The organism is Nonomuraea sp. NPDC050540 (assembly GCF_044457485.1).
Lineage (GTDB): Bacteria > Actinomycetota > Actinomycetes > Streptosporangiales > Streptosporangiaceae > Nonomuraea.
Genome location: NZ_JBITHA010000020.1, coordinates 54,810 through 81,162, shown reverse-complemented (window position 1 = coordinate 81,162; position 26,353 = coordinate 54,810). Strand labels below are relative to the sequence as shown.

Genomic DNA, 26,353 nt, shown 5'->3' with positions numbered 1-26,353 from the left:
CCTAGCGCGCGATGTGGGTGAAGAGGGTTTCCCAGCCGTCCAGAATGTGGTCGAGGCGGAAGGCGGCGGCTCTGGCGCGGGCGGCGGCGCCCAGGCGGCGGCGCTCGTCAGGCGAGGACATGAGGTCGGACAGCGCGGCGGCGAATTTCCGCACGTCACCCGCCGGGACCAGCTCCGGGCCGGTCGACCGGACGCCGCCCGACACGTCGAAGGCCACCGACGGGACTCCGTGCGCGGCCGCCTCCAGCAGGACGACGGGCAGGCCCTCGTGCTCGCTGGTCAGGGCCAGGACGGCGGCGTTCATGTACTCGGCCGGCATCTGCGCGGCCGGCACCCTGCCGCGGAAGACGACGCGGTCGGCGACGCCCTCGCGTTCGGCGTGGGCGCGCAGGCGCGACTCCTCGGCGCCGTCGCCCAGCAGGTGGAGTTCCCACTCAGGTTCGCCGGTCCGGGCGAACGCGCTGATCAGGCGGTCGAAGCGCTTGACGCCCTCCAGCCGGCCCACGCCCAGGACCCTGGGGTTGGTCAGCGGAGAGGTCCGCGCCGGCCAGGCGGCCAGCGGGTTGGGCAGCGACCAGGTGTTCGGCAGCAGCGCGTGCTCGGAGAACAGCCAGGCGTCGTCCTCGCTCAGGAAGACGGCCTGGTCGAGATCGGGGTAGTGCCTGCGGATGGAGCCCAGGTGCCAGGAGCCGCGGGCGTGCTCGTACGAGCCGTGGTACTGCCCGATCGGGCGCAGGCGGCGGGGCAGCATCGGGACCAGGCGGGTGACCACGCCGGGCGAGGTCAGCACGGCGAAGCCGGGCGTCATCGACTCGAAGACGGCGCGCAGCCGGCGGTCGGCGGCGCGGCGGGCCAGGCGGCCCTCGGGCCCCATGGGGCCGCGGCCGACGACATGCTTGCGGTAGCGCGGCTCGGCCACGTAGCGGAAGGGCGTGGTGGACCGATGCAGGCCGATGACGTGCACGTCGTGGCCGCGTACGGCCAGGCCCTGCGCGAGCGTGTGGGTGACCTGCTGGATGCCGCCCAACGTGTCGGCGTCCATGCACGCGAAGACGATGCTCACCGCGTCCCCCAGACCACGGACCGGTCGGTGACGGGCTGCTCGAGCGGCACCGCGAAGAAGTCCTGGACGACCCGGGCCGAGGCGTTGCCGCGCTCGTCGGCGCACCACAGCTCGCGGAAGGCCGCGTACTTCTCCGAGAACGACGTGTGTACGGCGGGCAGCGCCCGAAGGCAGGTGATGACGTCCTGGGTGCTGGTCAGGCAGGGCCCGGGGGCGATCGACGGCAGGTCGTGGTAGACGCCGCGCTCGGCCAGGCGGTATTGGTCCCAGTCGTCGATGTAGAACAGCATCGGCCGGCCGGTCACCGCGTAGTCGCACATGACGGAGGAGTAGTCGGTCAGCAGCGCGTCGGAGGCCAGCATCAGGTCGTTGATCTCCGGGTAGGCGCCGGCCGGGCGGACGAAGTGGCGTACGTGCTGGGGGACGTGGTACCGCTCCACCGGGTGGGTGCGCAGGATCATCACCCAGTCGTCGGCCAGCTCTTCCGCCATCGCCTCCAGGTCGACGCGGACGGACCTGCCGCTGCTCTTGGCGGTGTCGCGGTAGGTCGGGGCGTAGAGCAGGATCTTCTTGTCGGGGGGTAGTTCGAGCTCCTCCCAGACCCGGGGCACCGGTTCGCCGCGGACCAGGGCGTCGCAGCGGGGCGTGCCGTACCGGAAGAGCGGGCCGGTGTAGCCGTTGGACGGGACGAAGACCCGCGTGAACTCGGCGCTCGGCGCGATCAGCGCGTCCCAGCGGGCGACGGCGGCCCGCCACTGGTCGCGCGGGCCGGCGAAGTCGGCGCGCAGGTCGGGCGCGTCGAAGCCGATCGACTTGATGCCCTGGCCGTGCCAGGTCTGCAGGTAGCGGGTGCCGCGCGGCTTGGGGTAGTCGAGGGGGAAGCCGTGACTGTCCACCCAGATGCCCGCGCGGGCCATGATCCAGATGTAGCGCCAGCTCATCCGGCGGACCAGACCGGCGTCCTCGGGGAAGTTCTTCCTGCCGCGGGCCACCGACCAGATCACCCCGATCGGCAGCTCCCGGCGGCGCAGCTCCTCGTAGATGGCGCGGGGGGAGCCGGTGTAGCCCTTGCCGCAGTCGGACTCGAAGAGCGCCAGGTCCTTACGCCGCGGCACGACTTTGATCAGCGCCTTGTAGACGCGCAGCTTCATGGCCGGGGTGCTCACCCGGGAGAGGACCTCGCGTTTGATCTTGCCGGCCAGCCTGCGCCGGACGGACGGGGCGGTGACGCGGAGGAAGGCGGACGAGCCCGCGGCCTGGACGGTGTAGCCGTTGAGCGGGATCGGCTCCAGGTTCGGGTCGACCAGGAGCCGGTCGGTGGTGGTGTGTCCGTCGCGCTCGCGGGTGAAGCCGATGCGCGGGTCGCCCTTGCCCTCGGGGGTGAAGACGATCTCGCTGACGTAGCCGTCGCCGCTGGGATGCGGGTGGATGGGGAAGCGGTGCCCGCCGTAGGTCAGGAAGGCGCTCCATTCGGTGGGCAGCGCGCCGAAAGGGTCGTAGGTGTGGACGGTCATCGCGACCCTGCCGGCGTCCGCGGCGATCTCGGTGACCTCGTGGCGCAGCCGCGCGGCGCTGAAGGGCAGTTCGGCCAGGCGCAGGCGGGTGATGTCCATGCCGGGGGTGAGCGTGGTGCCCCAGTAGGTGCGGCCCTCGTGCCGGATCGCGGCGCGCGGCGGCGCGGCGGCGCCGGTGAGCGAGCGGACCGCGACCCGCAGGTCGTCGATGCGGTCGTCGAGTATCAGGTGGCAGCAGACCCTGGCCATCGGCTCGATCCGGTCGATGACCTCGTGCGGGATCGTCGCCAGGTAGGGGCGGACGACCGCGGCGAACTCCTTGACCCACACCAGGTCGCGGGCGGGCAGCGGGTTGAGGTAGACGCGAAGGTCCTGGCGCAGGAAGCGGTGCTGGCGTTCGGGGAGCAGGTCCTCGCGCCCGTGGTCGCGCAGGATCTTGTCGCTGCGCTGGGCGGCGATCATGCGGTGCCGTACGTTGTCCATCTCCTTGATGCTCAGGGAGATGGAGGTGTGTTCCGCCGCGCGGTGCCAGTGGTAGATCACCCAGGGGACGACCGCGAAGCGCCGGGAGGTCGCGTAGAGCTCGGTGGCGAAGACGTGGTCCTCGTAGTGGATGTCCTCGGGGAAGCGCAGCGCGTTGCGGCGCAGGAACGTGACGTCGTAGAGCTTGTTGGTGCTGAAGGAGTCGAGGAACAGCTCGGGGTCCTCGGCGATGCCGTTCACGATGCGGCGGCGGGCGAACAGGCGCGGGTAGTAGCGTTCCAGCCGCCCGCTGGGCTCGTAGTAGCGGGAGATCTGGCCGGAGACGAAGTCGGCGCCGGTGCGTTCGATCTCGGTCAGCAGGCTTTTGCAGGCGTGCCTGGGCAGCTCGTCGTCGCTGTCCAGGAACATGAGGTACGGGGCGGACGCGGCGTCGATGCCGTCGTTGCGCGGGGCCCCGCAGCCGCCGCTGTTGAGCTCGCGCCGCAGGTAGCGCACCCGGGGGTCGGCGCGTTCGAAGGCGCCCATGACGCGCGCGGTCCCGTCGGTGCTGGCGTCGTCGACGACGATCACCTCGATGTCGCGCAGGGTCTGCCTGAGCACGGAGCGCACGGCCCTGGGCACCCGCTCGGCATCGTTGAAGGTGATGATGACAACGGTGCAGTCCGGCATGCCCATCTCCCCCGAGAAGTCGAACGCTCGGGTTCAGGCATTCCCCCTCTTCGGGTGATGTGTCCGGACTTGATGGTGTTTTTACCGCTGATCTCGCCTTAACTACCGCAAAAAACGCCTGATCAGCCAGATGATCAGCGCCACCAGCGCGACCCCGCCCACGAGCGGCGCGACCCGCTTCAGCAGCGGCGCTCCCGCGACCTCCAGAAGGTCCAGAGCCTCCTCGTCGGCCGTGCGCGAGGTGCGCAGCGTCCCGCTCGGGTGCGCGTCCGCGACCCCCGCCGGGTCGGGGACCGCGCTCAGGTGCCGCTCCTCGTCATCGCTCACGGCACTCCCCGGTACGGCTGCCGCCTCCACCCCCGGCTCGGCCAGCAGCTCCGCCAGGTTGGCCGCGAACCGGTCGATCAGCTTCGCCCCGACCTCGGCCATCACGCCCTTGCCGAACTGCGCCGGCCGCCCCGTCACGTTGAACGTCGTCTCCACGCTCACCGCGGTCGACGAGCCGGCCGGGGTCAGCTTGGCGACGACCGTGGCGGAGGCGGTGCCCGAGCCCCTGGCCTCCTTGCCCGACGCCTTGAGCGCGAGCGTGTGGGCGTCCTTGTCGACGTCCTCGAAGCGGGCCGTGCCCCGGTAGGTCACGGTGATCGGGCCGACCTTCACCTTCATCCTGCCGGTGAACTCGTCGCTCTCGACGAGGTCGAGCGCCGCGCCGGGCAGGCAGGGGGCCACCCGTTCGACGTCGAGAAGCACCGCCCACGCCTGCTCCACCGGGACCGGAACCGTGAACTCGTGCTCGAACCGCATCGCCATCGACGCCTCCTGTTTGCGACATTACGCCGGAAAGGGGGCACCCCGGAAGGGGCGCCCCCGAAGGGCCTACGGAGTTCCCGCCGCCGTCCTGACCGCGCGGTGGGTCAGGACCCTGGCCAGGTGCCGGCGGTAGTCCGGCTGCGCGTGCAGGTCGGCCGGCGGCGCGGTGTCGGCCGACGCCTCCTCGCAGGCCTGCCGTACGGCCTCGCCGAGCTCCACGCCCTGCAGGGCGCTCTCCGCCGCGCGGGCACGCAGCGGGGTCGCGCCCATGTTGCTCAGGCCGATCCTGGCCTCCTGGATCGAGCCGTTGGAGCGCCGCACGGCCACGGCCACCCCGACGATCGCCCACGCCTGAACCGTGCGGCGGAACTTCTCGTAGTGGAAGCCCCACTCGCCGGCCAGCTTGGGGATCTTGACGCCGACCAGGATCTCGCCGGCCTCCAGCGTCGTCTCCAGGTAGTCGGCGAAGAAGTCGGCGGCGGGGATCTCCCGCTCGCCCTGCGCCGACCTGGCCACCAGGACCCCGTCCAGCGCCAGCACCACCGCGGGCAGGTCGCCCGCCGGGTCGGCGTGAGCCAGGGAACCGCCGAAGGTGCCGCGGTGCCGTACCGCGGGATCGGCGACCGTGGTCGCGGCCAGCGCCACCAGCGGGCAGCCCGCGCGGACCACGGGCGAGCGCAGGACCTCGTCGTGCGTCGCGAGCGCGCCGATGAAGACGTGGTCACCGCGGTCGTGCACGCCCGTGAGGCCCGGCAGGCGGCCGATGTCCACGAGCGTGGTCGGGTACGCCAGGCGCAGGCGCAGCAGCGGCAGCAGCGACTGCCCGCCGGCCAGCACCTTCGCCTCGTCGTCCGCGGCCAGGGCCTGGCAGGCCTCCTCCAGCGTCGCCGGGCGCAGGTAGTCGAACTGCGCGGGGATCATGACAGTGCCCTCCAGATTCGCTCGGGCGTACAGGGCATCTGGACGTCGTGGACGCCCCGCGGGCGCAGCGCGTCCACGATGGCGTTGACGACGGCCGGCGTGGAGGCGATCGTGCCGGCCTCGCCGACGCCCTTCACGCCGAGCGGGTTGGACGTGGCCGGCGTCTCCGTGCGGTCGGTGACGAACGTCGGCAGGTCCGCCGCCGACGGCACCAGGTAGTCGGCCATCGTCGAGGTCAGCAGGTTGCCCTCGGCGTCGTAGACGGCCTCCTCGTACAGCGCCTGCGCCACGCCCTGCGCGATGCCGCCGTGCACCTGGCCCTCGACGATCAGCGGGTTGACCACCTTGCCGACGTCGTCCACGGCCACATAGGAGCGGATCTTCGTCATGCCGGTCTCGGTGTCGACCTCGATCGCGCACAGGTGGGTGCCGTGCGGGTAGGAGAAGTTCTCCGGGTCGACGGTGGCGTCGGCGTCCAGCCTGGGCTCGACCCCGTCCGGCAGGTCGTGGGCCGCGAACGTGGCCAGCGACAGCTCCTGGATGGTCTTGCCGCTCTCGGTGCCGCGCACCCTGAACGTGCCCTCGCTGAACTCGACGTCGTCGGGCGCGCACTCCAGCACGTGCGCCGCGATCCTCTTCGCCTTCTCCTTGACCTTCTCGCACGCCGCCAGCACGGCCATGCCGCCGACGACCAGCGAGCGCGAGCCGTAGGTGTCCATGCCCTTGTGAGAGATGGCCGTGTCGCCGTGGACAACCGAAATGTCGTCGAACGGCACGCCGAGCGCGTCGGCCACGATCTGGCTCCACGCCGTCTCATGACCCTGGCCGTGCGGCGACGAACCGGTGACGACCTCGACCTTCCCGGTCGGCAGCATGCGGACCGAGCCGTGCTCCCAGCCGCCCGCGCCGTACCTGAGCGAGCCCAGCATCCGGCTCGGCGCGATGCCGCACATCTCGGTGTACGTGGACACCCCGATGCCGAGCTGCACCGGATCGCCGCGGTCGCGGCGGTCGGCCTGTTCCGCCCTGAGCTTGTCGTAGCCGAACAACGACAGGGCCTTGTCGGTGGCCGCCTCGTAGTTGCCCGAGTCGTAGGTCAGCGTGGCGATCGTGGTGTACGGGAACTCCTCGTGCCTGATCCAGTTGCGCCTGCGCACCTCGATCGGGTCCAGGTTGAGCTCGGCGGCCAGTTCGTCCATGACCCGCTCGATCGCGTACGTCGCCTCCGGCCGCCCGGCGCCCCGGTAGGCGTCGGTGGGCATCTTGGTGGTGAAGACGCCGGTGCAGCCGAAGTCGTAGGCGTCCATCTTGTAGATCGAGTTGTACATGAACGCCCCGAGCAGCGGCACGCCCGGCGTCACCAGCATCAGGTACGCGCCCATGTCGGCCAGCAGCTCCACCCGCAGCCCGCGGATGCGGCCGTCGGCCTCGGCGGCCAGCGTGACGTGCTGGATCTGGTCGCGGCCGTGGTGCACGGTCAGGTTGCCCTCCGAGCGCGACTCGGTCCACTTGACCGGCCTGCCGGTCTTCCTCGTCAGCAGCAGGCAGAGCACCTCTTCCGCGGTGACCTGGAGCTTCGAGCCGAACCCGCCGCCCACGTCGGGGGCGACCACCCGCAGCTTGTGCTCGGGGATGCCGGTCGTCAGCGCCAGCATCACCCGCAGGATGTGCGGGATCTGGGTGGCGCTCCACAGCGTGAAGCTCTCCCCGTCCGTGGCGGCCATGACCGCCCGGGGCTCCATCGCGGTCGGGATGAGCCGCTGCTGGATGTAGGTGCGGTCGATCAGCACCGGCGCGTCCCGCAGCGCGGCGTCGATGTCGCCCTGGGCGAACTTCCAGGTGAACGCCTGGTTGCCCGCCTCGTGCACCTTCGGGCTGCCCTCGGCCAGCGCGTCGTTCATGTCGAGCACCGGCGGCAGCGGCTCGTAGTCGACCTCGATCGCGTCCAGGGCGTCGGCCGCCTTGTAGCGGTCGGTCGCCACCACGCAGGCGACCGCCTCGCCCACGTAGCGCACCTCGGACAGGGCCATCGGCGGATGGTCGGGGATGACGACGTCCTCGCTGACCGGCCACGCGCACGGCAGGCTGCCCTGCTCCTGCGCGAAGTCCGCGCCGGCGTAGGCGCCGATCACGCCCGGCAGGCCGCGGGCCGCGGACACGTCGACCCTGGTGATCCGCGCGTGCGCCATCGGGCTGCGCAGGAACGCCACGTAGGCCATCCCGGGCAGCTGCATGTTGTCGGTCCACTGCGTACGGCCGGTGAGCAGGCGCGTGTCCTCCTTGCGCCGCCTGGCCGTGCCCACCTCGGTCATGGCGTCTTCACCGCCATGTCCTGCGCGCCCCGCCGTACCGCCTTGACGATGTTGCAGTAACCGGTGCAGCGGCAGAGGTTGCCCTCCAGGCCGTGCCTGATGGACTCCTCCGACGGCTCCGGGTCGTCGCGCAGCATGTCGATGGCGGCCATGACCATGCCGGGCGTGCAGTAACCGCACTGCAGGGCGTGTTCCTCGTGGAAGGCGCGCTGCATGGGGTGCAGCGTCCCGTTGGCGGCCAGGCCCTCGATGGTGGTGATCGCGGACCCGTCGGCCTGGACCGCGAGCACGGAGCAGCTCTTGACGGACTTGCCGTCCAGGAGCACCGTGCAGGCGCCGCAGTTGCTGGTGTCGCAGCCGATCGGGGTCCCGGTCTTGCCTAGCCGGTCTCTCAGCAGATGGACGAGAAGGAGCCGCGGCTCGACTTCCTCCTCGTACGCGATGTCGTCGACGGTGACGGTGATACGGGGCATACGTCCTCCCTCTCAGGGGGGCAAGGCGGACACTCGCCAACGTACGCCCGTGTTTGTCCCGGTCAAGGGTCACTTACGGCGAGTGATCCTCGCGACGACTGCCACCAGCCCCGCAAAACCTAGCCCGACCACCATCAGTGCCACCAGCACCGCCGCGTCCGTGATCGAATCGGTCGCCAGCAGAATGCCCAGCACCACGAACAGCAGGCCGCTGAGCAACGCCATCCAGTCGGTCCTGTGCAACTGGCGCGGCCTGTCCACATCACGCCGCACGCCGGACCTCCACATCGCCCATGCCGCCGCGCAGGTTCAGCACGATCGTCGAGACCGCGCCCTTCGGCGGCGTCTCCGGGGCCAGTATCTTGTCGAACTCCACGTCCACGCCGCCGCGCAGCGACTGGTCGATCGTGATGTCGCCGACCTTCGCCGTCGCGTGCACCTCCACCCGCGCCGAGGGTGGCACGATCACCATCAGCTCGCCGACCGAGACCGAGGCGTTGAACTCCGCCGTCGCGCCCGGATCCAGCTTCAGCTCGGACAGGTCGAGCCGGCCCTCGCCCACGCCCACGTCGTAGTTTCTGCTGGCCTCCGCCATCGTCAGCGGGGTCCAGTCGTAGTCGCCGACCCGTTTGGGCAGGCCGCCGACGATCAGGCCGCTGGCGATGACGACCGCCACCAGAGTGCCCAGGGCCACCAGGCCCGCTCCACGTCCCCACCAGGCCGCGACCAGCAGTCCGGCGCCGATCGTGATGAGCACCGCCGCGCCGACGGTGGTCGGGTTCACGCCTTGGGCCGACCCTGATTGGACAGCCACGAGGATCCCTCCAATGATGAGTGCCAGGAGCACGGTGATCACGCCGATGAAGGAGCGTGGCCGCTTCTTCTTCGTCGGCGGCGGGACCGGCCTGCCGTACAGGGCGGGGTCGTAGGGGGAGTACCCGGCCCGCTTGGCCGGGTCCAGTGGCTGGTAGGGGCCGTGCGGAGCGAACGGCTCGCGGTGCGGGATGGACGGCACGCCCTCCGCGGGCAGCGGGCTCACCCGCTCGCCGCCGGCCATGCGGGCGGCGCGCTTCTCACGCATCATCGCCTCGACGCGCATCATCGCCTCCTCGCGGGTCCGCGGCCGGTCCTGCGCCGCGTGGACGCGCGGGGGCCGGTGCTCACGGGGCTCCTCGGGGAGCGGCTCGCCGTAGCGGATCGGCTCCTCGCGGGTGGGCGGCTCTTCGACGGACTCGTGGTGCGTGGTGGGCTCGTCCGGTGAGACGGGCTCTTCGCGGGTGGGCGGCTCTTGCCTGGTGACGGGCTCGTGGCTGGTCACAGGCCCTTCCCCGGCCATGGGCTCTTGCCCGGTCGCGGGCTGCTCGCGGGTCGGCGTGCCGTCCGCCGCCTCCGGGGAGCCTTCCGCGTTGTCCGGGGTGTAGGGCTTCTGCGGGGTATAAGGCCTTTGCGGCGTGTACGGCGGAGCCGCCGCCTCGGCCGCGAACGCCACGTTCACCATCGACCGGCCCGGCTCCGGGCGGCTGTAGGGCGGCGGCACCGGCGGAGTGGGCTGGGGCGAGGCGGTCTGCCTGCGGCTCAGCCGTTCCGGCATCGAACGCGCCAGCGCGAGCAGGTCCACCCCGTTGGCATGCGCGGTCAGCAGCGAGATGACCAGCACCAGGCCGACCACCAGCGTGCCGGTGGCCAGCCAGACCGTGGTCAGGTTGATGCCGAGCCCGAAGGCCAGCACCGCGGTCATCATCGCCAGCACGGCCTCGCCGTCGAAGTCACGCCGGGTCCAGTGCTCGATCATGCCGGGCAGGCCGCGCGTGTCCTTCATCAGCATGAAAGCCGCGATGTAGAGGAAGAATCCGACACCGGAGCCGAACAGCAGGATCGCGAACCCGACCCGGAACACCACCGGATCGATCCCCGTGTGCCTGCCCAGCCCGGCGCACACCCCGGTCAGGATGCGCCCTTCGCCGCTGCGGCGCAGGACCCGGGCCTCGTTCGATGGAGCTTCCGTCATGTACTCCATCGTGACGGCACCCGCGCGCGCTCGCATCCGGGACACCCCTGAGCCGACCCTGGGGGTTGTTCCCTGATGCCCGCACCCCCGCCGACATGTGACTATGTCGGTGTTATGGCTGACCAGAAGACTCTCGCAGAGCCCGGCACCGCCGAGGCGCCCTATCGCCGCATGCGCCGGCGTATGGAGGGCCGCCTCGTCGGCGGCGTCGCGCACGCGCTGGCCGACCAGCTGAAGCTGGATCCCGTGGTCATCCGGCTGGCGTTCGTGCTGCTGTCCGTCGTGGACGGCGTGGGCGCGGTGGCCTATGCCGTTCTGTGGATGGTGACCCCTCGGGAGGAGTACGAGGGACCGCCTCCCGCGCGCGACTGGAGCCAGCTCGCGGCGTTCGTCGCGATCGGGGTGGCGCTGTTCGCCTTCGGCTGGATCAGCGGCGCCTCGCAGGGCGGCATCGGCATGATCCCGTTCGCGATCGGCGGCATCGGCGCGCTGATCCTCTGGCAGCAGGCCGACCCCGACCGCCGCAGGGAATGGGTCGCGGGCGGCACCAAGAGCATTCGCAAGAACCGGGTCCGCACGCTGATCGGCGTCGTCCTCGTGGTCGCGGGCGGCGTCGGCTTCCTCGTCGCCCAGGACGAGCTGCAGGACGCCACGCCAGGCCTGCTGTTCACGGTCGTGGTGGTCGTCGGGCTCGTGGTGATCGTCGCGCCCTGGCTGGCCGGCCTGTGGAAAGAGCTCCAGCTTGAACGGCGGGAGCGCATCCGGCAGGAGGAGCGGGCCGAGATGGCGGCGATGGTCCACGATTCGGTGCTCCACACGCTCACGCTCATCCAGCGCGTCGCCCACGACCCGCGCGAGGTCGCCAGGCTCGCCCGTTCGCAGGAACGCGAGCTGCGCAACTGGCTCTACCAGCCCAAACAGGACGCCGACGCCACGCTGGCCGCCGCCGTACGCAGGATCGCGGCCGAGGAGGAGGACGCGCACGGCGTCCAGATCGAGGTGGTCTGCGTCGGCGACATCGACATCGACGCCGAGGGCAAGCTCGCCGCCCTCCTGAAGGCCTCCAGGCAGGCGATGGTCAACGCCGCCAAATACTCTGAGAGCCAGTCCATCTCCGTTTACGCGGAAGTGGAGGGTGAAGAAGTCACCGTTTTCGTGAAGGATCGGGGTAAGGGCTTCGATCTGGACGAGGTGCCGCTCGACCGGATGGGCATCAGGGAGTCCATCATCGGCAGAATGGAACGGCACGGTGGCAGCGCCAGGGTACGTACCGAGCCGGGTGAGGGCACAGAGGTGATGTTGACGATGAAGGTGGCGAAGCGTGATTAAGGTCCTGATCGTCGACGACCACAGGCTGTTCCGCTCCGGCGTGCGGGCCGAGCTGGGCGACTCGATCCAGGTCATCGGCGAGGCCGAGGACGTCGACTCGGCGGTCAAGGCGATCGCCGACATGGAGCCCGACGTCGTGCTGCTCGACGTCCACATGCCGGGCGGCGGCGGCCAGGAGGTCCTACGCCGCGTGCTCGGCTCGGGCGGCCAGGTGCGGTTCCTCGCCCTGTCCGTCTCCGACGCCGCCGAGGACGTCATCGGCGTCATCAGGGGCGGCGCCCGCGGTTACGTCACCAAGAACATCAGCGGCAAGGAGCTGACCGACGCCATCCGCCGCGTCTCCGAGGGCGACGCCGTCTTCTCGCCCCGGCTGGCCGGATTCGTCCTGGACGCCTTCGCCTCCTCCGAGGCGCCGCCCATCGACCCCGAGCTTGACTCGCTGACCCAGAGGGAGCGGGAGGTGCTCCGGCTGATCGCGCGCGGGTACGCGTACAAGGAGATCGCCAAGGAGTTGTTCATCTCGGTGAAGACCGTGGAGACGCACGTGTCCTCGGTGCTGCGCAAGCTGCAGTTGTCCAACCGCCACGAACTCTCCCGCTGGGCCACCGCCCGCCGCCTGGTCTGACCCCACGCCGCCGCCGGCCAGGCGCCCGAGCCGGTGACCCGCGGGGCGGGACACCACGGGGCGATGGCCGCGAAGGGCGAAATCCAACCGGACGAGGCGGCACCGGATGCGGCGGCAACCCATGGGCGGATCGCGTGGCGCCGGGCGGTGTGGCCTGTGGCGCGCCGGCCTGACGAGCGGAACCCGCGGCGGCTTCCGGGGTTCGCGGCGCGAGAGCCACGGGCCGTAACCCGGCGGTGGAAGCCCGAAGGTGGGAGCCGGTGGGTGGGGCGGCGCATGCCGGGTGGAGGCCGTGGGGCGCGGTGCTGCCGGGGGGTGGGCTGGTGTTTGAGGCTAGATCGTGCGACATTTCGAGGTATGGGCAGGGACGTGCCAGTCGTCGTGTTCAGCCGGGAAGACCGTAGGACATATCGGGAAAAAGTACGGCGATGTCTGGATGTTTTCGCCCAGATGCTGCGCGAATCCCGCTTCGAGCTTGAACGCCCCCTCGCCGGGCTGGAGATCGAGCTCAACATCGTCGACGAACACGGCGAGGCCGCCATGCGCAACGCGCAGGTCCTGGCCGCCATCGCCCAGCCCGACTGGGCCACGGAACTGGGCCAGTTCAACATCGAGATCAACATCGAACCCCAGGGGCTTGACGGCGAGGGCGCCCTCGCCCTGGAGAACGACGTGCGCTCCCGCCTCAACCACGCCGAGTCCAGAGCCCGGTCGGAGGGCGGCCACCTGGTCCTGATCGGCATCCTTCCGACCCTGCGCGAGCAGGACATCGGCGAGGGCACGCTGTCGGCCAACCCGCGCTTCCGCCTGCTCAACGAGCAGATCTTCGCGGCCAGGGGCGAGGACCTGCACCTGCTCATCGAGGGCGTCGAACGGCTCGACACCCATGCCGACAGCGTGGCGCCCGAGGCCGCCTGCACCAGCGTCCAGCTCCACCTCCAGGTCAGCCCCGAGGCCTTCGCCGCCCACTGGAACGCCGCCCAGGCCATCGCCGGCGCGCAGGTGGCCGTGGCGGCGAACTCGCCGTACCTCTTCGGCAAGGAGCTGCACCGCGAGACCAGGATCAGCCTCTTCGAGCAGGCCACGGACACGCGCCCGGCCGAGCTGAAGGAGCAGGGCGTGCGGCCGCGGGTGTGGTTCGGCGAGCGGTGGATCACCAGCGTGTTCGACCTGTTCGAGGAGAACGTCCGCTACTTCCCGGCCCTGCTGCCGCTGGTCGAGCACGAGGACCCGCGCGAACTGCTGGAACGCGGCCTCATCCCGCACCTGCCCGAGCTGACCCTGCACAACGGCACCATCTACCGCTGGAACCGGCCCGTCTACGCCGTGGTCGGCGGCACCCCGCACCTGCGCGTCGAGAACAGGGTGCTGCCCGCGGGCCCCACGGTCCTCGACGTCGCCGCCAACGCCGCCTTCTACTACGGCATGATGGCCGTCCTGCCTTATGCGGAGCGGCCGATCTGGAGCCAGATGTCGTTCGCCGCGGCCGAGGACAACCTCAACACCGCCGCCCGGCACGGCATCGACGCCCGCCTCTACTGGCCCGGCGCGGGGGAGGTGCCGGCGGTCGAGCTGATCCTGCGCCGCCTGCTGCCGATGGCCCATGAGGGGCTCGAACGCTGGGGCGTGGACAAGGCGGTCGCCGAGCGGCTGCTGGGGGTCATCGAGGGTCGCTGCCTGACCGGGCGTACGGGCGCCACGTGGCAGGTGGAGAAGGTCGAGGCGATCGGCGGCGACCGGCACGAGGCGCTGCGCAGGATGACGCTGGAGTACATCGAGCGCATGCACACCAACGAGCCCGTCCACACCTGGTCCGTCTAGGTGAGCAGGCTCTCGCCCAGTTCGGTGATCGTGTGCATGACGGAGTTCTCCTCGCGGCTGCTGGTGATCAGGCCGGCCGCCCGCAGGATCGAGGCGTGCTGGCTGGCCGAGGAGGGGGAGATGTGCAGCAGCCGGGCGAGCTGGGTCGTGGAGCGCGCGCTCCTGGTGGCGCGCAGAACCGCCGCGCGCGTGGGGCCGAGCAGCCCGGAGACCGCGTCGTCCGCCGCGTCGCCCGAGGGCAGCAGCCACGCGCCCCGGTGCTCCACGGGGTAGACGAGCACCGGCGGCAGGCCGGGGTCGGCGAGGCTGACCGGCGTGCCCCAGCAGAACCACGACGGGATCAGCAGCAACCCCCGCCCGCCCAGATGCAGGTCCCTGTCGACCGGGTACTCCACGTGCAGGACCGGCGGCTGCCAGCGCATGATCGGCCGCAGGCTGTACAGGACCGCCTCGACGCCGCCGGAGTGGAAGGCGCGCAGCCGCCGCGCGTGGTCGGCGGCGACGTGGTTGCGCACCTGGGCCCAGTAGGGGGCGACGGTGATCCGGTGCAGGGAGCGCAGCGCGCCGGCGACCTCGTCCATCGCCTGCGCGTCGGCGCGCGCGAGGTCCCTGGCCCAGCCGGTACGGCCCGGCAGCCTGGAAACCTCGTCCCTGACCCTGGTGCCCGGCGTGGACAGCAGGCTGTCGAGCCCGTCGTCGAGCGTGCCCCCGTTGCCGGGCGTGAGGAAGTCGGGGAAGTAGGGCCGGGGCGGCGCCAGCGAACGCAGCCCGCCCAGCGGTTCGGCGGACAGGCGTGGGGCCACCTGCGTGAGCCAGTCGGCGAAGAAGGTACGGCCCCGCCGGCCGTACAGGCGATGGAGACTGAAGACCGTCTCCCAGAGCGGATCGGCGGAGGACGCCAGGCGGGTACGAGCGAGGTCGTCCCCGGTGAAGTGAATGCGTAACATGCGACCGGCCTCTTCGGTGGATCGTGCCGCCATTATGACCAGAAATTTCGTCATATCGGTGTCATAAGCAGGGTCTTTCGGTTCTGGTCGAAAGAGGGTGACCGGGGCGGGGGCGATGGGTGAGGCTGAGCGCCATGTTCCGCGTTCTCGGCCCGCTCGAGATCACGTTGGGTGAACGGCTGGCGCAGCCCCCCGGACCGCGTCAGCGGGAGCTCCTCGCTCTGCTGCTGCTGCGCGCCAACCAGGTGGTCTCGATCGGCACCATCGTCAGGCTGGCCTGGGGCGAGCGGCCGCCACCCACCGCACGGCGGCAGGCCCAGAACTGCGTGGGACGTCTGCGCAGGCTCATGACCGACGTCGGGCTGTCCCCGAAGACGATCGTGACGACCCCCGGAGGCTACCTCCTCAGGGTCGCCGACGATCAGCTGGACATGCTCGCGTTCCTGGCGCGGGCCGACGAAGGACGTGCCCTCGCGGGGGCAGGGCACGTCTGGAAGGCGAGCAGGTGCTACCGCTCGGCGCTGGCGTTGTGGCGCGGGCCCGCGTTCGACGGGATCGAGCTCGGGCCGCTGACCGGAGAGGTCGAACGGCTCGACGAGCGCCGCCTCGCCGTACTCGAGGACTGCCTGGACCTGGAGCTGCGACTCGGCAAGCACGTGGCCGTCGCGGACGAACTGGCCGTGCTCGTCGCGCGGCACCCGCTGCGCGAGCGTATGTGGGGGCAGTTGGTGATCGCCCTCTACCGGTGCGGCCGCGAGCACGAGGCGCTGATCGCTCTGGAAGGCGCCCGCGCCCGCTTCGAGCCCGGCGAGCGGCTGCTGGAGATCGAGGCGGCGATCCTGCGCGGCGAGGCGGGCGTCCCGGAACGGCCCGGCCGCCTGCCCGCCGACCTGCCCGACTTCACCGGGCGCGAGGAGGAGACCGGCGCGCTGGCCGCGCTGCTGAGCCGCGAGGCCGGAGCCGTCGTGTCGGGGGAGGCGGGCATCGGCAAGACCGCGCTCGCCGTGCACGTCGCCCACCGCGTCAGCAGCCGCTACCCCGACGGCCAGCTCTTCGCGAGCCTGCGCGGCAGCGGGCCCGCCGAGGTGCTGGCCGGGTTCCTGCGGCGGCTGGGTGTACCCGGGCACGCGGTGCCCGACGGGATCGAGGAACGCGCCGAGCTCTACCGCAACAAGCTCGCCGGGCGGCGGGCGCTGATCGTGCTCGACGACGTGGCCGACGCCGCGCAGGCCCGCCCGCTCCTGCCCGAGGCCCCGCGCTGCGCGGTGCTCATCACCAGTCGCTCCGGCCTCGACGAGCTGACCGGCGGCTCCCGGCTGCCGGGGTTGGGCGGGATGTCGGCGGGCTCCGTTCTGCCCGGGCTCGGAGGTCTGGCGGATGAGGCGTTTCGCTCGGAACCGGGAGGAATGGCGGAGGGGGCCTTCCGCTCCGGTCTGGGCGACGCGACCGCCGGACCGCCCGGGTCCGGGCCCCTCCCGGCCCGGCCGATCTGGCCGGCCTGGGCGGGGATGTCCGGCTTCGGGGTACGCCAGAGCCGCCCGAGCACGCCCCGCGCCGGCCTCTCGCTCGTCGAGCTCGCGCCGCTGGAGAGCGGCCCCGCGATGACGCTGCTCGCCAAGATCGCGGGCGCGGGCCGCGTGGCGGCCGAGGTCGCCGCGGCGCGCGATCTGGTACGGCACTGCGGCGGCTCACCCCTGGCCATCCGCGTGGCCGCTGCCCGCCTGGCCGCCGAGCCCCGGCTGCGGGTGAGCTGGATGGCCGACCGCCTGTCCGGCCACGCGATCCACCGAGACCCACGCCCCGAGCAGCCGCGCCCCGAGCAGCCGGAACGCGAGCACCCGCACCATGAGCACCCCGATCGCGAGCGGCGATCCGAGCGACAGGACTCCGAGGCGGCCTCGGCCCTGGGCTGGCCGGCCGCCGAGGTGCTCGGCCTGGGATACGCCGGGCTGCCCGAGGCCGCGCAGCGGCTGCTGCGGCTGACCGGCCTGGTCGAGGCCCCCGACTTCGCGCCCTGGGTCTGCGCCGCGCTCCTGGACGCCGACCTCGCCGAAGCGGAAGAGCTGGCGGAACGCCTGGTGGAGGCCAAACTGCTGGAACGCACCGGCCCAGCGCGCTACCGGCTGCAGGACGTCGTCCGCGCGTTCGCCGCTCGGCGGGCCGGCGGCGACGAGGGGGCAGGCGGCGGCGAGCGGGCCGAGGCGCTGGGACGGCTGCTCGACGGCTGGCTCGTGCTCGCCGACCAGGCCAACGGGCTGCGGTTCGGCGGCGGGAGCGGCCCGCCGGAAGGGCGCTGGTCGCCGAAGGGCGTCGCCGTCGGCGACCCCGCCGACTGGTTCGAGAGCGAACGCCCCGGCCTCGTCTCCGCCGTACGGCAGGCCGCGGCGGAAGGCCGCGCGGAGCACTGCTGCCGCCTGGCCGTCGCCCTCGCCCGCTTCCTGGAAGGCGCCGGCCACCTCGACGATCTGGCCGAATGCCTGAGATTGGCACTGGCGGCCAATCCGCAGAGTGAACCCGGGCACACTTGGGCATTGTGAACCACGTGAAGCGTCCCCTCGCGCTCGTCGTGCTGCTGGCGCTGCTGACCGCCTGCGGCCTGGTCCGCGCCCCGTCCATGGACGCCACCGGCAAGGACACCTTCGAGGACGACGTGAACTCGGCCCGGGTGCTGAGCGAGGAGTACTGGAAGCAGCAGTTCGCCGCGCTGGGCCGGACGTACCGGCCGGTCACGGAGTTCGTGGCCTACGAGGGCGAGGGCGGGCCGAGGTGCGGCGGGCAGCCGTCCGTGCCGAACAACGCCTTCTACTGCCCGGCCGGCCACTTCATCGCCTACGACGCCCGGTGGATGCGCGGCCTGTGGGAGGAGATGGGCGATGGTTCCGTGTATTTGATCATCCCGCATGAGTTCGGGCATGCCGTGCAGGCGCAGCTCGAAACGTCGTTCCAGCTCAACGTGCAGCAGGAACTCCAGGCGGACTGCTACGCCGGCGGCACCCTGGCGGCCCTGGTGAAGTCCGGCGCCCTCCGCGCCGAACCCGGTGACGAGGAAGAGCTCCTGCTCAACCTCGCCGCCGCCGGCGACCCCGACGAGGACTGGTTCAACCCCCAGGCACACGGTACGGCCGAGCAGCGCCAAGCCTCCTTCGCCGTCGGATACCGCGATGGAGTAGGCGGCTGCTGAGAAGTACGCCCGCGGGATGATGCGCGCCGGCGCCGACCCGGTCTAGCGTGGTGCCATGCCGTTGGGAGAGATCAGCTGGCTGCGCAGGGGAGCCTGCCGTACCAGCGATCCTGAGCTGTTCTTCCCGCTCGCGCCGGGCCCCGAGCAGGAGGCGCGGGCCAAGGCCGTCTGCGCCGGGTGCCAGGTGCTCGACCAGTGCCGGGACTACGCGCTGAGCGCCGGTGAGTCCGAGGGGATCTGGGGCGGGATGACGCCGGACGAGCGCCGTCGCGCCCGCTTTCCCGCGGGCTGGCACAGTCCGGCCGCCAGTTAGCCTGCAGGGGTGCTGCTACGTTCCCTCGCCGTGCTCACCGCGGCCAACATCCTCAACAACCGGATCGCCCCCCGCCTCGGCCCCGTCACCTCCGCCGCCGCCACCGCCGCGCTGGTCGCGATGGCCCGCAGGTCCGGGCTGACCTGGGAGGAGCTCGGCTTCCAGCACGGCCGCAAGGGCGCCGTGGCCGGTGGGGTCCTGTTCGCGGCGGTGGCCGTCGTCTACACCGCGGGCATCTCCCACCCGAGGACCCGCCCCCTGTTCCACGACGACCGCGCCCTGTCCCTGACCCGCGCCAGGGTCCTCGAAGAGGCGCTGGTGCAGGTCCCGTTCGGCACCGTGCTGCTGGAGGAGGTCGGCTTCCGCGGCGTCCTGTACGCCGCCCTGCGCCGCCGCCACGGCACCGCCGCCGCGACGGCCGGATCCTCCGCCGTGTTCGGCCTGTGGCACATCCTGCCGTCGATCGACATGGCCAAGGCCAACCCGGCCCTGGGCGCCCTGACCGCCGCCGAGTCCCCCAGCCACCTCGACACGGCACGGGTGGTGGCGGGCAGCGTGGTGTCGACGGGGGTGGCGGGCGTGGCCTTCTGCGAACTCCGCCGCCACGCGGGCCTGGCCGCCCCGGTGCTCCTCCACCTGGCGACCAACTCCCTGGGCTACCTGTTCGCCCGCCTGTCGACCCGCCTCCCGACCGCCCCGGAAACACCCACCACCTGACAACCCGCCCACCCCTTTTCCTGAGACTCTGCTCTGGCCGGGTAGTTGTGCCCGGGGTGTTCCCGGTCGGGTGGGTAAGGGGGCGTCGTTACGGTGCCCGGCCCTGTGCGGGGGCAGAAGCGTCTCCCTGGAGGCCCTCAGCCATGTGGGGTGGGTGGGGGTGGGGGTGGCTGCGCCGTAAAGGATGGAAGGGGTTTTAGGCGGTGGGGACGATCTGGAAGGACTCGGCGGAGCGGCCGGTGGGGAGGCCGGCGGTGGCGCCGTTCTGGAGGAAGCGGTCGCGGACGAAAGCCTCGAACCCCTCACGGTGCGACACCTGGCTCACATGCGACAGCAGCGCCGCCACCTTGCGGTCCAGGGAGTCGGTGATGTCGACCCAGTGGTTCGGGGTGGAGCCGCCGTTGAGCCACACCTCCCGCACCGTCCACTCCGTCAGGCCCTCGTCGCGCAGCAGCTCGGGGAAGGCGTACGGGTTGCGCGCGTCGGGGTAGACGGCGTCCAGCGTGGCCCCGCCGACGGCGCGGTGGTCCGGGTGGCTCGGCGCGATGAACTCGTAGTTACGGTCGGGATGGTGGGTGATGACCAGGTCCGGGCGTACCTGCCGGATCACCCGGGCGATGTCGCGCCGCAGTTCCAGGGACGGCACGACGGTGCCGTCGGAGTAGCCGAGGAAGCGCACGTCGGTCACGCCCACCGCCTTGGCGGCGGCGGTCTGCTCGGAGCGGCGCAGTTCGGCCATGCCGGCGTTGTCCTGGGCGCGCTCGTTGCCGCCCGCGTCGCCGTCGGTGACGAGCAGGTAGGTGACCTCGACGCCCCGATCGACCATGAGCGCCACCGTTCCGGCCGCGCCGAAATCCGCGTCGTCCGGGTGCGCGGTGACCACCAGCACCCTGTTGACCTGGTTCTCCGCCAGCATGGCGTCCCCTTTCCGATATCTCCTTGGGCACAACCAGAGGGCCCCAGTCGGCATTCCGAGTCACGATTGTCGGTGGGGCGTCCTAACCTAGGGGCGTGCCGACCCAAGTCTCTCTAGACCACCCACTGCTCGACGGCCTCAACCCGCAGCAGCGCGAGGCCGTGATCCATCACGGCAGCCCGCTGCTCATCGTCGCGGGCGCGGGATCGGGGAAGACGAGGGTGCTGACGCACCGCATCGCCTACCTGCTGGCCGAGCGCAAGGTCCACCCGGGCGAGATCCTCGCGATCACCTTCACCAACAAGGCCGCCCGAGAGATGAAGGAGCGCATCGACAAGCTCATCGGCCCCCGCTCCAAGGTCATGTGGGTGATGACCTTCCACAGCGCCTGCATGCGCATCCTGCGCAAGGAGGCCAAGCGGCTGGGCTTCCCGTCGAGCTTCTCGATCTACGACCAGGCCGACTCGCAGCGGCTGATGGCGATGGTCTGCCGGGAGATGGACCTCGACCCGAAACGCTACCCGCCGCGCGGCTTCTCGGCCCAGGTGAGCAACTACAAGAACGAGCTCATCGACTACGAGACCGCCATCGACCGGGCGAACAACCACCTGGAGAAGACGCTCGCCCAGGCGTACAAGGCCTACCAGCTCAAGCTGACCGAGGCCGGCGCCATGGACTTCGACGACATCATCATGAACACGGTGACGCTCTTCCAGCTCTTCCCCGAGGTGGCCGAGCACTACCGGATGCGCTTCCGGCACGTCATGGTCGACGAGTACCAGGACACCAACCACGCCCAGTACATCCTGATCAGGGAGCTGGTCGGCCACCCCGAGCTGAAGACGGCCGACGGCGAGCTGGTCCGCACCGGGTCCGACATGTCGGAGCTGTGCGTGGTCGGTGACGCCGACCAGTCGATCTACGCCTTCCGCGGCGCGACGATCCGCAACATCCTGGAGTTCGAGCGCGACTATCCCGACGCGCGCACGATCCTGCTGGAGCAGAACTACCGCTCCACCCAGAACATCCTGGCCGCCGCCAACGCGGTCATCTCCCGCAACGAGGGCCGCAAGCCGAAGAACCTCTGGTCCGACCAGGGTGACGGCCCCAAGATCGTGGGGTACGTCGCCGACAACGAGCACGACGAGGCCATGTTCGTCGCCCAGGAGGTCGACCGGCTGTCCGACGAGGAAGACGTCAAGCCCGGCGACGTGGCCGTCTTCTACCGGACCAACGCCGCCTCGCGGGTGTTCGAGGAGATCTTCATCAGGACCGGCCTGCCGTACAAGGTGGTCGGGGGTGTGCGCTTCTACGAGCGCAAAGAGGTCAAGGACCTGCTCGCGTACCTGCGCGTGCTGGCCAACCCGGCCGACGTGGTGTCGATGCGGCGCATTCTCAACGTCCCCAAGCGCGGCATCGGCGACCGCGCGGAGGCGATGGTCGAAGCGCTCTCCTCGCGGGAGAACATCACGTTCTGGGACGCGCTGCGCCGCGCCGAGGAGGCCTACGGCATGGCCACCCGCTCCCTGAACGCGGTACGCGAGTTCGTGGCCATGCTGGAAGAGCTGATCGCCAAGGCCGAGGGCGTGCCGCCGTCCGCGCTGGCCGAGGAGATCCTGGTCGCCACCGGCTACCGCGCGGAGCTGGAGGCGTCGGAGGATCCGCAGGACGAGTCCCGGCTGGAAAACCTCAACGAGCTCATCTCGGTGGCCCAGGAGTTCGAGGAGGCCAACCCGGAAGGCACGCTGGTGGAGTTCCTGGAGCAGGTCTCGCTGGTGGCCGACGCCGACCAGATCCCCGAGGCCGACGGCGGCCAGGGCGTGGTCACGCTGATGACCCTGCACACCGCCAAGGGCCTGGAGTTCCCCGTGGTGTTCCTGACGGCGATGGAGGACGGCGTCTTCCCGCACATCAGGTCCCTGGGCGAGCCCAAGGAACTGGAGGAGGAACGCCGCCTGGCCTACGTGGGCATCACGCGGGCGCAGCAGCGCCTGTACATCACGCGCGCGGCCGTACGCAGCTCATGGGGCGCCCCGTCCTTCAACCCCGCCTCCCGCTTCGTCAACGAGGTGCCGGCGACGCTGCTCGACTGGCGTACCGACCCGGAGAAGTCGGCCAGGACCGCCGCGGTCCGCCGCGACCCGACCCCGGCTCCGGCCAAGAAGAGCTCCCGCGCGGTCCCGAACCTGACGCCGGGCGACCGGGTGACGCACGACGCGTTCGGCCTGGGCACCGTGGTGTCGGTGGACGGGGTGGCCGAGCGCACCAAGGTCAAGATCGACTTTGGGAGCGGGGGAGAGAAGACGTTGCTGCTGGCTTACGCGCCCCTCGAAAAGCTCTGAGGGCATGGGCCTTCGCTTCGCTCCGGGTTGGTTGGTGTGGGGGAGCCCAGCTCCCCCACGCCCCCTGGCCGGGGGTCTTCCGACCCCCGGTCCCCCGGGCGTGGGCCGGGCACGGTGGGTGAAGGGCGCGTAGGGGCGCTACGCGCCTGAAGGGGTCTGTTGAACAGCCCAGCCCCCGGCGTTGTCCCGGCACGGGATACGGGTGGGCCGGTTCCACGGGCGCCCCGGCAAAGTGTGGGGATGACCGCTCATGCTGTGAACGGCTGAAGGTCCTCCAGCGTCACGAGCAGCTGCTTGGCGAGGGTGTACTCCAGCCGGTGGAAGGCGTCCAGCGGGATGTGCAGGTCCCATTCCACCTTCACGAGGCCCTGCGGGGACGGCTGCACCGCGTCGCCCACCACGCCGTACGGCTCGGCGGACCGCGCGGTGTACACGCAGGCCGCGCGGCGCAGCCGCGGGCAGCTGGCCAGCGCTCCGGGGATACAACCGCGGCAGGTGGGTGGCGCATTAGTGAACGGCTTGCCGGTCGAACCAGTCACGGGCGGGTCGGCCAGGAGCCACGAGACACGGCCGGTGGACGCGTCGCGGGCCGGGCCGCCGCACACCTGGCAGAGCAGGCGCAGCATGCAGCGACGCTGCCGCAGCGTGTTGACCATCTTCCATTCGGGGCGGCCTCCACGGTGCAGGCCCGGCCGATGCCAGAGCACGCCGAACAGCCAATCCCGCCCGCCGGCACCGGCGAACCCGAGCCTCCAGCCGTCCGTGGCGCACGCGTCGGGGACGAGCGTGAACGGCCGCTCGGCGAACTCCTCGTCGTAGGCGGTGATGTACGGCACACGCAGTCGCGACATCCCGCTCACATCTGCTCCCGGGCAAGCAGACGGCCTTGCGGTGAGACCATGCCGTAGCCCTGGACGAACAGCACGGTCTGTCCCGCGGCCCATGGCTTCCACAACTTCACCAGGGCCTCGACCTCGGCGAGACGGAAGCGGGCATCACGGTCGTGGAGGTGTGAGCACGTGAGCCGACGCCACCGGTCGTCCTGTTCGGCGAGCGAGTACTCCGGTGCTTGGCCTGTGGCACTGCCTGCGGGTTCATCCACGAGACCCATCTCATCGGCCTGTGATACGACTGCGAAGAGGACACTGGAGGCGGACCCTGGACATCCGTCGTGTCCGCCCCGCCCTCCGGAGGTATCCGTGATGAGCAAGGTTCCCGCCTGGTCACGTCGGCTTCACACCGAGCGGACCAGGCGTGGATGGTCTCAGCGAGACCTCGCGGGCCGGCTGGCGGCTGTCGCGGGCAGGCCGTTCCCCGAAGTGGAGAGCGTGGTGCGCCGCATCCGCGACCACGAGAGGGGCAGGCACCGGCCCGACGACGAGTACGCCGAGCTGTACTGTCGCGTTTACGGGCTGAGCGAGCATGCGCTCTTCGGCGACCGGGCCGACGACACCGACCCTGGCGACGAGATCGACGCGATGGAGCTCGCCCGCCGGGCAGCAGCGAGCGACGTTGGTACGGAGACCCTTGAGCGGCTGGAACTCGCGGTGGACGACCTGGCGTCCGCCTACCCTCGCACGCCGCCGGCCCAGCTTCTCGGACGTGTGAGGCGACACCTGGAGTATGTCGACCGCCTCCTCGACGGCAAGAAGACTCTGACTGAGCACCGCCGGCTTCTCGTGGCCGCCGGCTGGCTGTCTCTGCTGGGCGCGACCTGCCACATCGACCTGCGCCAATACCCAGCCGCCGCCGCGCGGCTGCGGACTGCCGCCCAGTTGGCCGCTCACGCTGAGCACCAGGAGATCAGGGCGTGGTGTCTGGAGACAGAGGCATGGCAGGCCCTCACCGAGGGCGAGTATCACCACGCCATGGTTCTCTCCCGAGGGGCTCAGGCTGTCGCACCACGCAACAGCTCCGCCTTCATCCAGGCGACCGGGCAAGAAGGTCGCGCGTGGGCACGCATGGGAAGAGGCCCAGAGACCCGGGCTGCGCTCACCCGTACCCAGGCGCTGGTATCGCCCATGCCGATGCCGGATCGGCCTGAGCACCACTTCCGCTATGACCCGGCCAAGAGCGAGGCGTACATGGCCACGACCTTGTCATGGCTCGGCGATCCGGCCGCCGTGCAGTGCGCGCGTCAGGTGCTCGACCGTCTGGAGTCCCGGGAGGACGGTGGACCTCGCCCGCGCCGCGCCGCCTCGGCACGCCTTGACCTTGCCCTTGCGCTGCTCGCCACCGACGAGCCGGGAGAGGCCGGGCATGTCGCGCTCCAGGCGATGATGACCCGGCTGCTCGTCCCCTCGAATTACTGGCGGGCCAAAGAGGTCATCGTAGGTGTCGAACAGCGCGGTATCCCCGAGGCCGACGAGCTTCGCGAGGTCTATCACGAACTGTACGGTCCGCCGGCACCGCGTCAGATCGGCCCCACTTCTTAGGGCGCACACGCACGGCTGATTGCCAACTGTTTCGTTCTCGCTGTGATCGGACTCTCGTGCCGGGGCCCGCGGGTGGCTCAGCTCGGACGGAGGGCGTCTCTCGGGAGCGGTTACGGTCCTGGGGCGTCGTCGCCGACCTGGCCGGGGCGTTCGTCGGCGTTGAGGTGTTCGGTGAGGCCGTCCAGGAGGTGGCGGAGCAGGTCGGTCAGGAGTTCGCGCTGGTCCTCGTCGAGGTGGGCGACGAGGGCGGCTTCGTGGGTCAGCAGGGCGTCGACGGTGTCCTCGACGAGCCGGTGACCGGCATCGGACAGGGTGATGGTGTGGGTGCGTCCGCGCGGGCCCCGTGTGGTGCGCACCAGGTCCGCCTTCTCGGCGCGGGTGACGCGCTGGCTGATGGCGCCCGCCGTGACCAGGCAGGAGGCGCTCAGTTCCGCCGGGGTCATGGTGTACGGCGGGCCGCTTCGCCGCAGCGTGGACAGCAGGTCGAGGGTGGCGCCGTCGATGCCGAGCCGGGCCAGCGTGCGGCGGCGCTCGTCGCCGAGCAGTTTGGCGGCGCGCCAGACGCGGGTGATGATCCCGATCGACGCGACAGGGGTGCCGGGGCGCTCCCGGCGCCAGGCCAGTTGGATCTCGTCGACGGCGTCGGGGTTGCTGTGCTGGGTCACGTTGCCTATCGTACAAGGAGAAGTTTAGGTCTAAACAAGGAGTCTGAAGATGACACGTACGGCCGTGGTTACGGGTGGCGGCACGGGGATCGGGAAGGCTACGGCGGCGGCGCTGGCAGCCGGCGGGCTGGACGTAGTGATCACCGGCCGCCGCCGGGACGTCCTGGACAGAGCGGTGGCCGAGCTGGGTGACGGGGTGCGGGCCGTGCCGTTCGACGCGACGGTGCCCGCCGAGATCGAGGCCGCGCTGCCCGAGCTGCCGGAGAGGGTGGAGGTACTGGTCAACAACGCGGGCGGCAACACCGACTTCGGGCGCGCCGGGGACTCGGGCCTGGCGGGGCTGCGGGCGGCGTGGCTGGCCAACCTGGAGGCCAATCTGGTGAGCGCGGTGCTGATGACGACGGCGCTCACGCCGCGGCTGGCGGACGGAGGCCGGGTCGTCACCCTCGGATCGATCGCCGCGGCCAAGGGTGCGGCGGGTTACGGCGCGGCCAAGGCCGGGGTGCTCGCCTGGAACGCCGAACTGGCGTTTCAGCTCGGCGGTCGCGGCATCACCGCCAACGTCGTGGCGCCGGGGCTGGTCGAGGAGACCGAGTTCTTCGGCGACGGGCTGGCCGAGCAGCGCCGTACGGCGCTGGTCGCCCAAACCGCGAACGGACGCGCCGGTCAGGTCGGCGACGTCGCCGCCACGATCGCCTTTCTCGCATCCTCCGGCGCCGGTCACATCACCGGCCAGGTCGTGCACGTCAACGGCGGGGCGTACCTCGGCGGCTGAAATCGCCGGCCGAGCCCGGCTCCATGCCTGTGCG

Annotated in this window: 23 protein-coding genes; 10 read left to right on the top strand and 13 right to left on the bottom strand. The window is 71.1% G+C overall.

Annotated elements, in window-relative coordinates; translation table 11 throughout:
- Window position 1 precedes the first annotated feature (1 nt).
- From ACIBI5_RS45035 to ACIBI5_RS45000, 8 genes are all read right to left on the bottom strand, one after another.
- Window positions 2-1,063, bottom strand: a complete 1,062-nt coding sequence (locus ACIBI5_RS45035; RefSeq protein ID WP_397256568.1) for a glycosyltransferase — start codon at window positions 1,061-1,063, stop codon at window positions 2-4.
- Complete coding sequence (locus ACIBI5_RS45030) at window positions 1,060-3,729, bottom strand: CDP-glycerol glycerophosphotransferase family protein (RefSeq protein WP_397256566.1); 2,670 nt, start codon at window positions 3,727-3,729, stop codon at window positions 1,060-1,062. Before ACIBI5_RS45030 ends, ACIBI5_RS45035 begins: the two co-directional genes overlap by 4 nt.
- A gap of 102 nt (window positions 3,730-3,831) precedes the next feature.
- The gene (locus ACIBI5_RS45025; RefSeq protein WP_397256564.1) at window positions 3,832-4,539 is read right to left on the bottom strand and encodes an SRPBCC family protein; all 708 of its coding nucleotides are present in this window, start codon (window positions 4,537-4,539) and stop codon (window positions 3,832-3,834) included.
- Window positions 4,540-4,605: 66 nt separating this feature from the next.
- Complete coding sequence (locus ACIBI5_RS45020; RefSeq protein ID WP_397256563.1) at window positions 4,606-5,460, bottom strand: FAD binding domain-containing protein; 855 nt, start codon at window positions 5,458-5,460, stop codon at window positions 4,606-4,608.
- Window positions 5,457-7,772 carry a xanthine dehydrogenase family protein molybdopterin-binding subunit gene (locus tag ACIBI5_RS45015; protein ID WP_397256561.1) on the bottom strand — a complete coding sequence of 772 codons (2,316 nt, stop codon included), beginning with the start codon at window positions 7,770-7,772 and terminating at the stop codon, window positions 5,457-5,459. The genes ACIBI5_RS45020 and ACIBI5_RS45015 overlap by 4 nt, the downstream gene beginning before the upstream one ends.
- The gene (locus ACIBI5_RS45010; protein WP_397256559.1) at window positions 7,769-8,245 is read right to left on the bottom strand and encodes a (2Fe-2S)-binding protein; all 477 of its coding nucleotides are present in this window, start codon (window positions 8,243-8,245) and stop codon (window positions 7,769-7,771) included. The genes ACIBI5_RS45015 and ACIBI5_RS45010 overlap by 4 nt, the downstream gene beginning before the upstream one ends.
- A 69-nt stretch (window positions 8,246-8,314) precedes the next feature.
- Window positions 8,315-8,518 (bottom strand): hypothetical protein, encoded by a 204-nt coding sequence (locus ACIBI5_RS45005; RefSeq protein WP_397256557.1) that lies wholly within the window; start codon window positions 8,516-8,518, stop codon window positions 8,315-8,317.
- Entirely contained in the window at window positions 8,508-10,253 is a 1,746-nt protein-coding gene (locus tag ACIBI5_RS45000) for a PspC domain-containing protein (RefSeq protein ID WP_397256555.1), read from the bottom strand. Before ACIBI5_RS45000 ends, ACIBI5_RS45005 begins: the two co-directional genes overlap by 11 nt.
- 114 nt (window positions 10,254-10,367) lie before the next feature.
- Between ACIBI5_RS45000 and ACIBI5_RS44995 the strand changes: the two genes are divergently transcribed.
- The 3 genes from ACIBI5_RS44995 to ACIBI5_RS44985 all read left to right on the top strand — a co-directional run bounded on the left by ACIBI5_RS44995 (window position 10,368) and on the right by ACIBI5_RS44985 (window position 14,028).
- Window positions 10,368-11,582 carry a PspC domain-containing protein gene (locus ACIBI5_RS44995; RefSeq protein ID WP_397256553.1) on the top strand — a complete coding sequence of 405 codons (1,215 nt, stop codon included), beginning with the start codon at window positions 10,368-10,370 and terminating at the stop codon, window positions 11,580-11,582.
- Entirely contained in the window at window positions 11,575-12,207 is a 633-nt protein-coding gene (locus ACIBI5_RS44990) for a response regulator (protein ID WP_379625110.1), read from the top strand. The genes ACIBI5_RS44995 and ACIBI5_RS44990 overlap by 8 nt, the downstream gene beginning before the upstream one ends.
- 450 nt (window positions 12,208-12,657) lie before the next feature.
- The gene (locus tag ACIBI5_RS44985) at window positions 12,658-14,028 is read left to right on the top strand and encodes a glutamate--cysteine ligase (RefSeq protein WP_397256551.1); all 1,371 of its coding nucleotides are present in this window, start codon (window positions 12,658-12,660) and stop codon (window positions 14,026-14,028) included.
- Here the strand turns inward: ACIBI5_RS44985 and ACIBI5_RS44980 are convergent.
- The gene (locus tag ACIBI5_RS44980) at window positions 14,025-14,975 is read right to left on the bottom strand and encodes a helix-turn-helix domain-containing protein (protein WP_397256549.1); all 951 of its coding nucleotides are present in this window, start codon (window positions 14,973-14,975) and stop codon (window positions 14,025-14,027) included. The genes ACIBI5_RS44985 and ACIBI5_RS44980 overlap by 4 nt on opposite strands.
- A gap of 134 nt (window positions 14,976-15,109) precedes the next feature.
- Between ACIBI5_RS44980 and ACIBI5_RS44975 the strand changes: the two genes are divergently transcribed.
- The 4 genes from ACIBI5_RS44975 to ACIBI5_RS44960 are packed head-to-tail and all read left to right on the top strand — an operon-like array spanning window position 15,110 to window position 19,186.
- The gene (locus ACIBI5_RS44975; protein WP_397256547.1) at window positions 15,110-17,512 is read left to right on the top strand and encodes a BTAD domain-containing putative transcriptional regulator; all 2,403 of its coding nucleotides are present in this window, start codon (window positions 15,110-15,112) and stop codon (window positions 17,510-17,512) included.
- Between the two features lie 5 nt (window positions 17,513-17,517).
- On the top strand, window positions 17,518-18,156 hold the full coding sequence (locus ACIBI5_RS44970) for a neutral zinc metallopeptidase (RefSeq protein WP_397256545.1): 639 nt from the start codon (window positions 17,518-17,520) through the stop codon (window positions 18,154-18,156).
- A 55-nt stretch (window positions 18,157-18,211) separates the two neighbouring features.
- Complete coding sequence (locus ACIBI5_RS44965; protein ID WP_379625099.1) at window positions 18,212-18,469, top strand: WhiB family transcriptional regulator; 258 nt, start codon at window positions 18,212-18,214, stop codon at window positions 18,467-18,469.
- Window positions 18,470-18,478: 9 nt separating this feature from the next.
- On the top strand, window positions 18,479-19,186 hold the full coding sequence (locus ACIBI5_RS44960) for a CPBP family intramembrane glutamic endopeptidase (RefSeq protein WP_397256543.1): 708 nt from the start codon (window positions 18,479-18,481) through the stop codon (window positions 19,184-19,186).
- Between the two features lie 196 nt (window positions 19,187-19,382).
- Here ACIBI5_RS44960 and ACIBI5_RS44955 read toward each other — a convergent pair whose 3' ends face one another.
- Window positions 19,383-20,102, bottom strand: coding sequence for a PIG-L deacetylase family protein (locus ACIBI5_RS44955; protein ID WP_397256541.1), 720 nt, complete (start codon window positions 20,100-20,102; stop codon window positions 19,383-19,385).
- 125 nt (window positions 20,103-20,227) lie between these two features.
- On the opposite strand from ACIBI5_RS44955, the gene pcrA reads away from it, so the two are divergent.
- A complete protein-coding gene (gene pcrA / locus ACIBI5_RS44950) occupies window positions 20,228-22,444 on the top strand; it encodes a DNA helicase PcrA (RefSeq protein WP_397256741.1) in 2,217 nt (738 codons plus the stop codon).
- Between the two features lie 248 nt (window positions 22,445-22,692).
- Here pcrA and ACIBI5_RS44945 read toward each other — a convergent pair whose 3' ends face one another.
- Both ACIBI5_RS44945 and ACIBI5_RS44940 read right to left on the bottom strand, forming a co-directional pair.
- Window positions 22,693-23,295 carry a hypothetical protein gene (locus ACIBI5_RS44945; protein ID WP_397256539.1) on the bottom strand — a complete coding sequence of 201 codons (603 nt, stop codon included), beginning with the start codon at window positions 23,293-23,295 and terminating at the stop codon, window positions 22,693-22,695.
- 5 nt (window positions 23,296-23,300) lie between these two features.
- The gene (locus tag ACIBI5_RS44940; protein ID WP_397256537.1) at window positions 23,301-23,546 is read right to left on the bottom strand and encodes a hypothetical protein; all 246 of its coding nucleotides are present in this window, start codon (window positions 23,544-23,546) and stop codon (window positions 23,301-23,303) included.
- Window positions 23,547-23,772: 226 nt separating this feature from the next.
- Here ACIBI5_RS44940 and ACIBI5_RS44935 point away from each other — a divergent pair, with 226 nt between their 5' ends.
- A complete protein-coding gene (locus ACIBI5_RS44935) occupies window positions 23,773-24,879 on the top strand; it encodes a hypothetical protein (protein WP_397256535.1) in 1,107 nt (368 codons plus the stop codon).
- Between the two features lie 110 nt (window positions 24,880-24,989).
- Here ACIBI5_RS44935 and ACIBI5_RS44930 read toward each other — a convergent pair whose 3' ends face one another.
- Window positions 24,990-25,544 (bottom strand): MarR family winged helix-turn-helix transcriptional regulator, encoded by a 555-nt coding sequence (locus ACIBI5_RS44930; RefSeq protein WP_397256533.1) that lies wholly within the window; start codon window positions 25,542-25,544, stop codon window positions 24,990-24,992.
- Window positions 25,545-25,593: 49 nt separating this feature from the next.
- Here ACIBI5_RS44930 and ACIBI5_RS44925 point away from each other — a divergent pair, with 49 nt between their 5' ends.
- Complete coding sequence (locus ACIBI5_RS44925; RefSeq protein WP_397256531.1) at window positions 25,594-26,319, top strand: SDR family oxidoreductase; 726 nt, start codon at window positions 25,594-25,596, stop codon at window positions 26,317-26,319.
- Window positions 26,320-26,353: the final 34 nt, after the last annotated feature.

Excerpts from the sequence above, each read along its gene's own strand:
- ACIBI5_RS45030 (WP_397256566.1), bottom strand. The coding sequence starts at position 3,729 with ATGCCGGACTGCACCGTTGTCATCATCACCTTCAACGATGCCGAGCGG.
- ACIBI5_RS45025 (WP_397256564.1), bottom strand. The coding sequence starts at position 4,539 with ATGGCGATGCGGTTCGAGCACGAGTTCACGGTTCCGGTCCCGGTGGAG.
- ACIBI5_RS45020 (WP_397256563.1), bottom strand. The coding sequence starts at position 5,460 with ATGATCCCCGCGCAGTTCGACTACCTGCGCCCGGCGACGCTGGAGGAG.
- ACIBI5_RS45015 (WP_397256561.1), bottom strand. The coding sequence starts at position 7,772 with ATGACCGAGGTGGGCACGGCCAGGCGGCGCAAGGAGGACACGCGCCTG.
- ACIBI5_RS45010 (WP_397256559.1), bottom strand. The coding sequence starts at position 8,245 with ATGCCCCGTATCACCGTCACCGTCGACGACATCGCGTACGAGGAGGAA.
- ACIBI5_RS45000 (WP_397256555.1), bottom strand. The coding sequence starts at position 10,253 with ATGACGGAAGCTCCATCGAACGAGGCCCGGGTCCTGCGCCGCAGCGGC.
- ACIBI5_RS44995 (WP_397256553.1), top strand. The coding sequence starts at position 10,368 with ATGGCTGACCAGAAGACTCTCGCAGAGCCCGGCACCGCCGAGGCGCCC.
- ACIBI5_RS44985 (WP_397256551.1), top strand. The coding sequence starts at position 12,658 with ATGCTGCGCGAATCCCGCTTCGAGCTTGAACGCCCCCTCGCCGGGCTG.
- ACIBI5_RS44980 (WP_397256549.1), bottom strand. The coding sequence starts at position 14,975 with ATGTTACGCATTCACTTCACCGGGGACGACCTCGCTCGTACCCGCCTG.
- ACIBI5_RS44975 (WP_397256547.1), top strand. The coding sequence starts at position 15,110 with ATGTTCCGCGTTCTCGGCCCGCTCGAGATCACGTTGGGTGAACGGCTG.
- ACIBI5_RS44965 (WP_379625099.1), top strand. The coding sequence starts at position 18,212 with ATGCCGTTGGGAGAGATCAGCTGGCTGCGCAGGGGAGCCTGCCGTACC.
- ACIBI5_RS44955 (WP_397256541.1), bottom strand. The coding sequence starts at position 20,102 with ATGCTGGCGGAGAACCAGGTCAACAGGGTGCTGGTGGTCACCGCGCAC.
- ACIBI5_RS44945 (WP_397256539.1), bottom strand. The coding sequence starts at position 23,295 with ATGTCGCGACTGCGTGTGCCGTACATCACCGCCTACGACGAGGAGTTC.
- ACIBI5_RS44925 (WP_397256531.1), top strand. The coding sequence starts at position 25,594 with ATGACACGTACGGCCGTGGTTACGGGTGGCGGCACGGGGATCGGGAAG.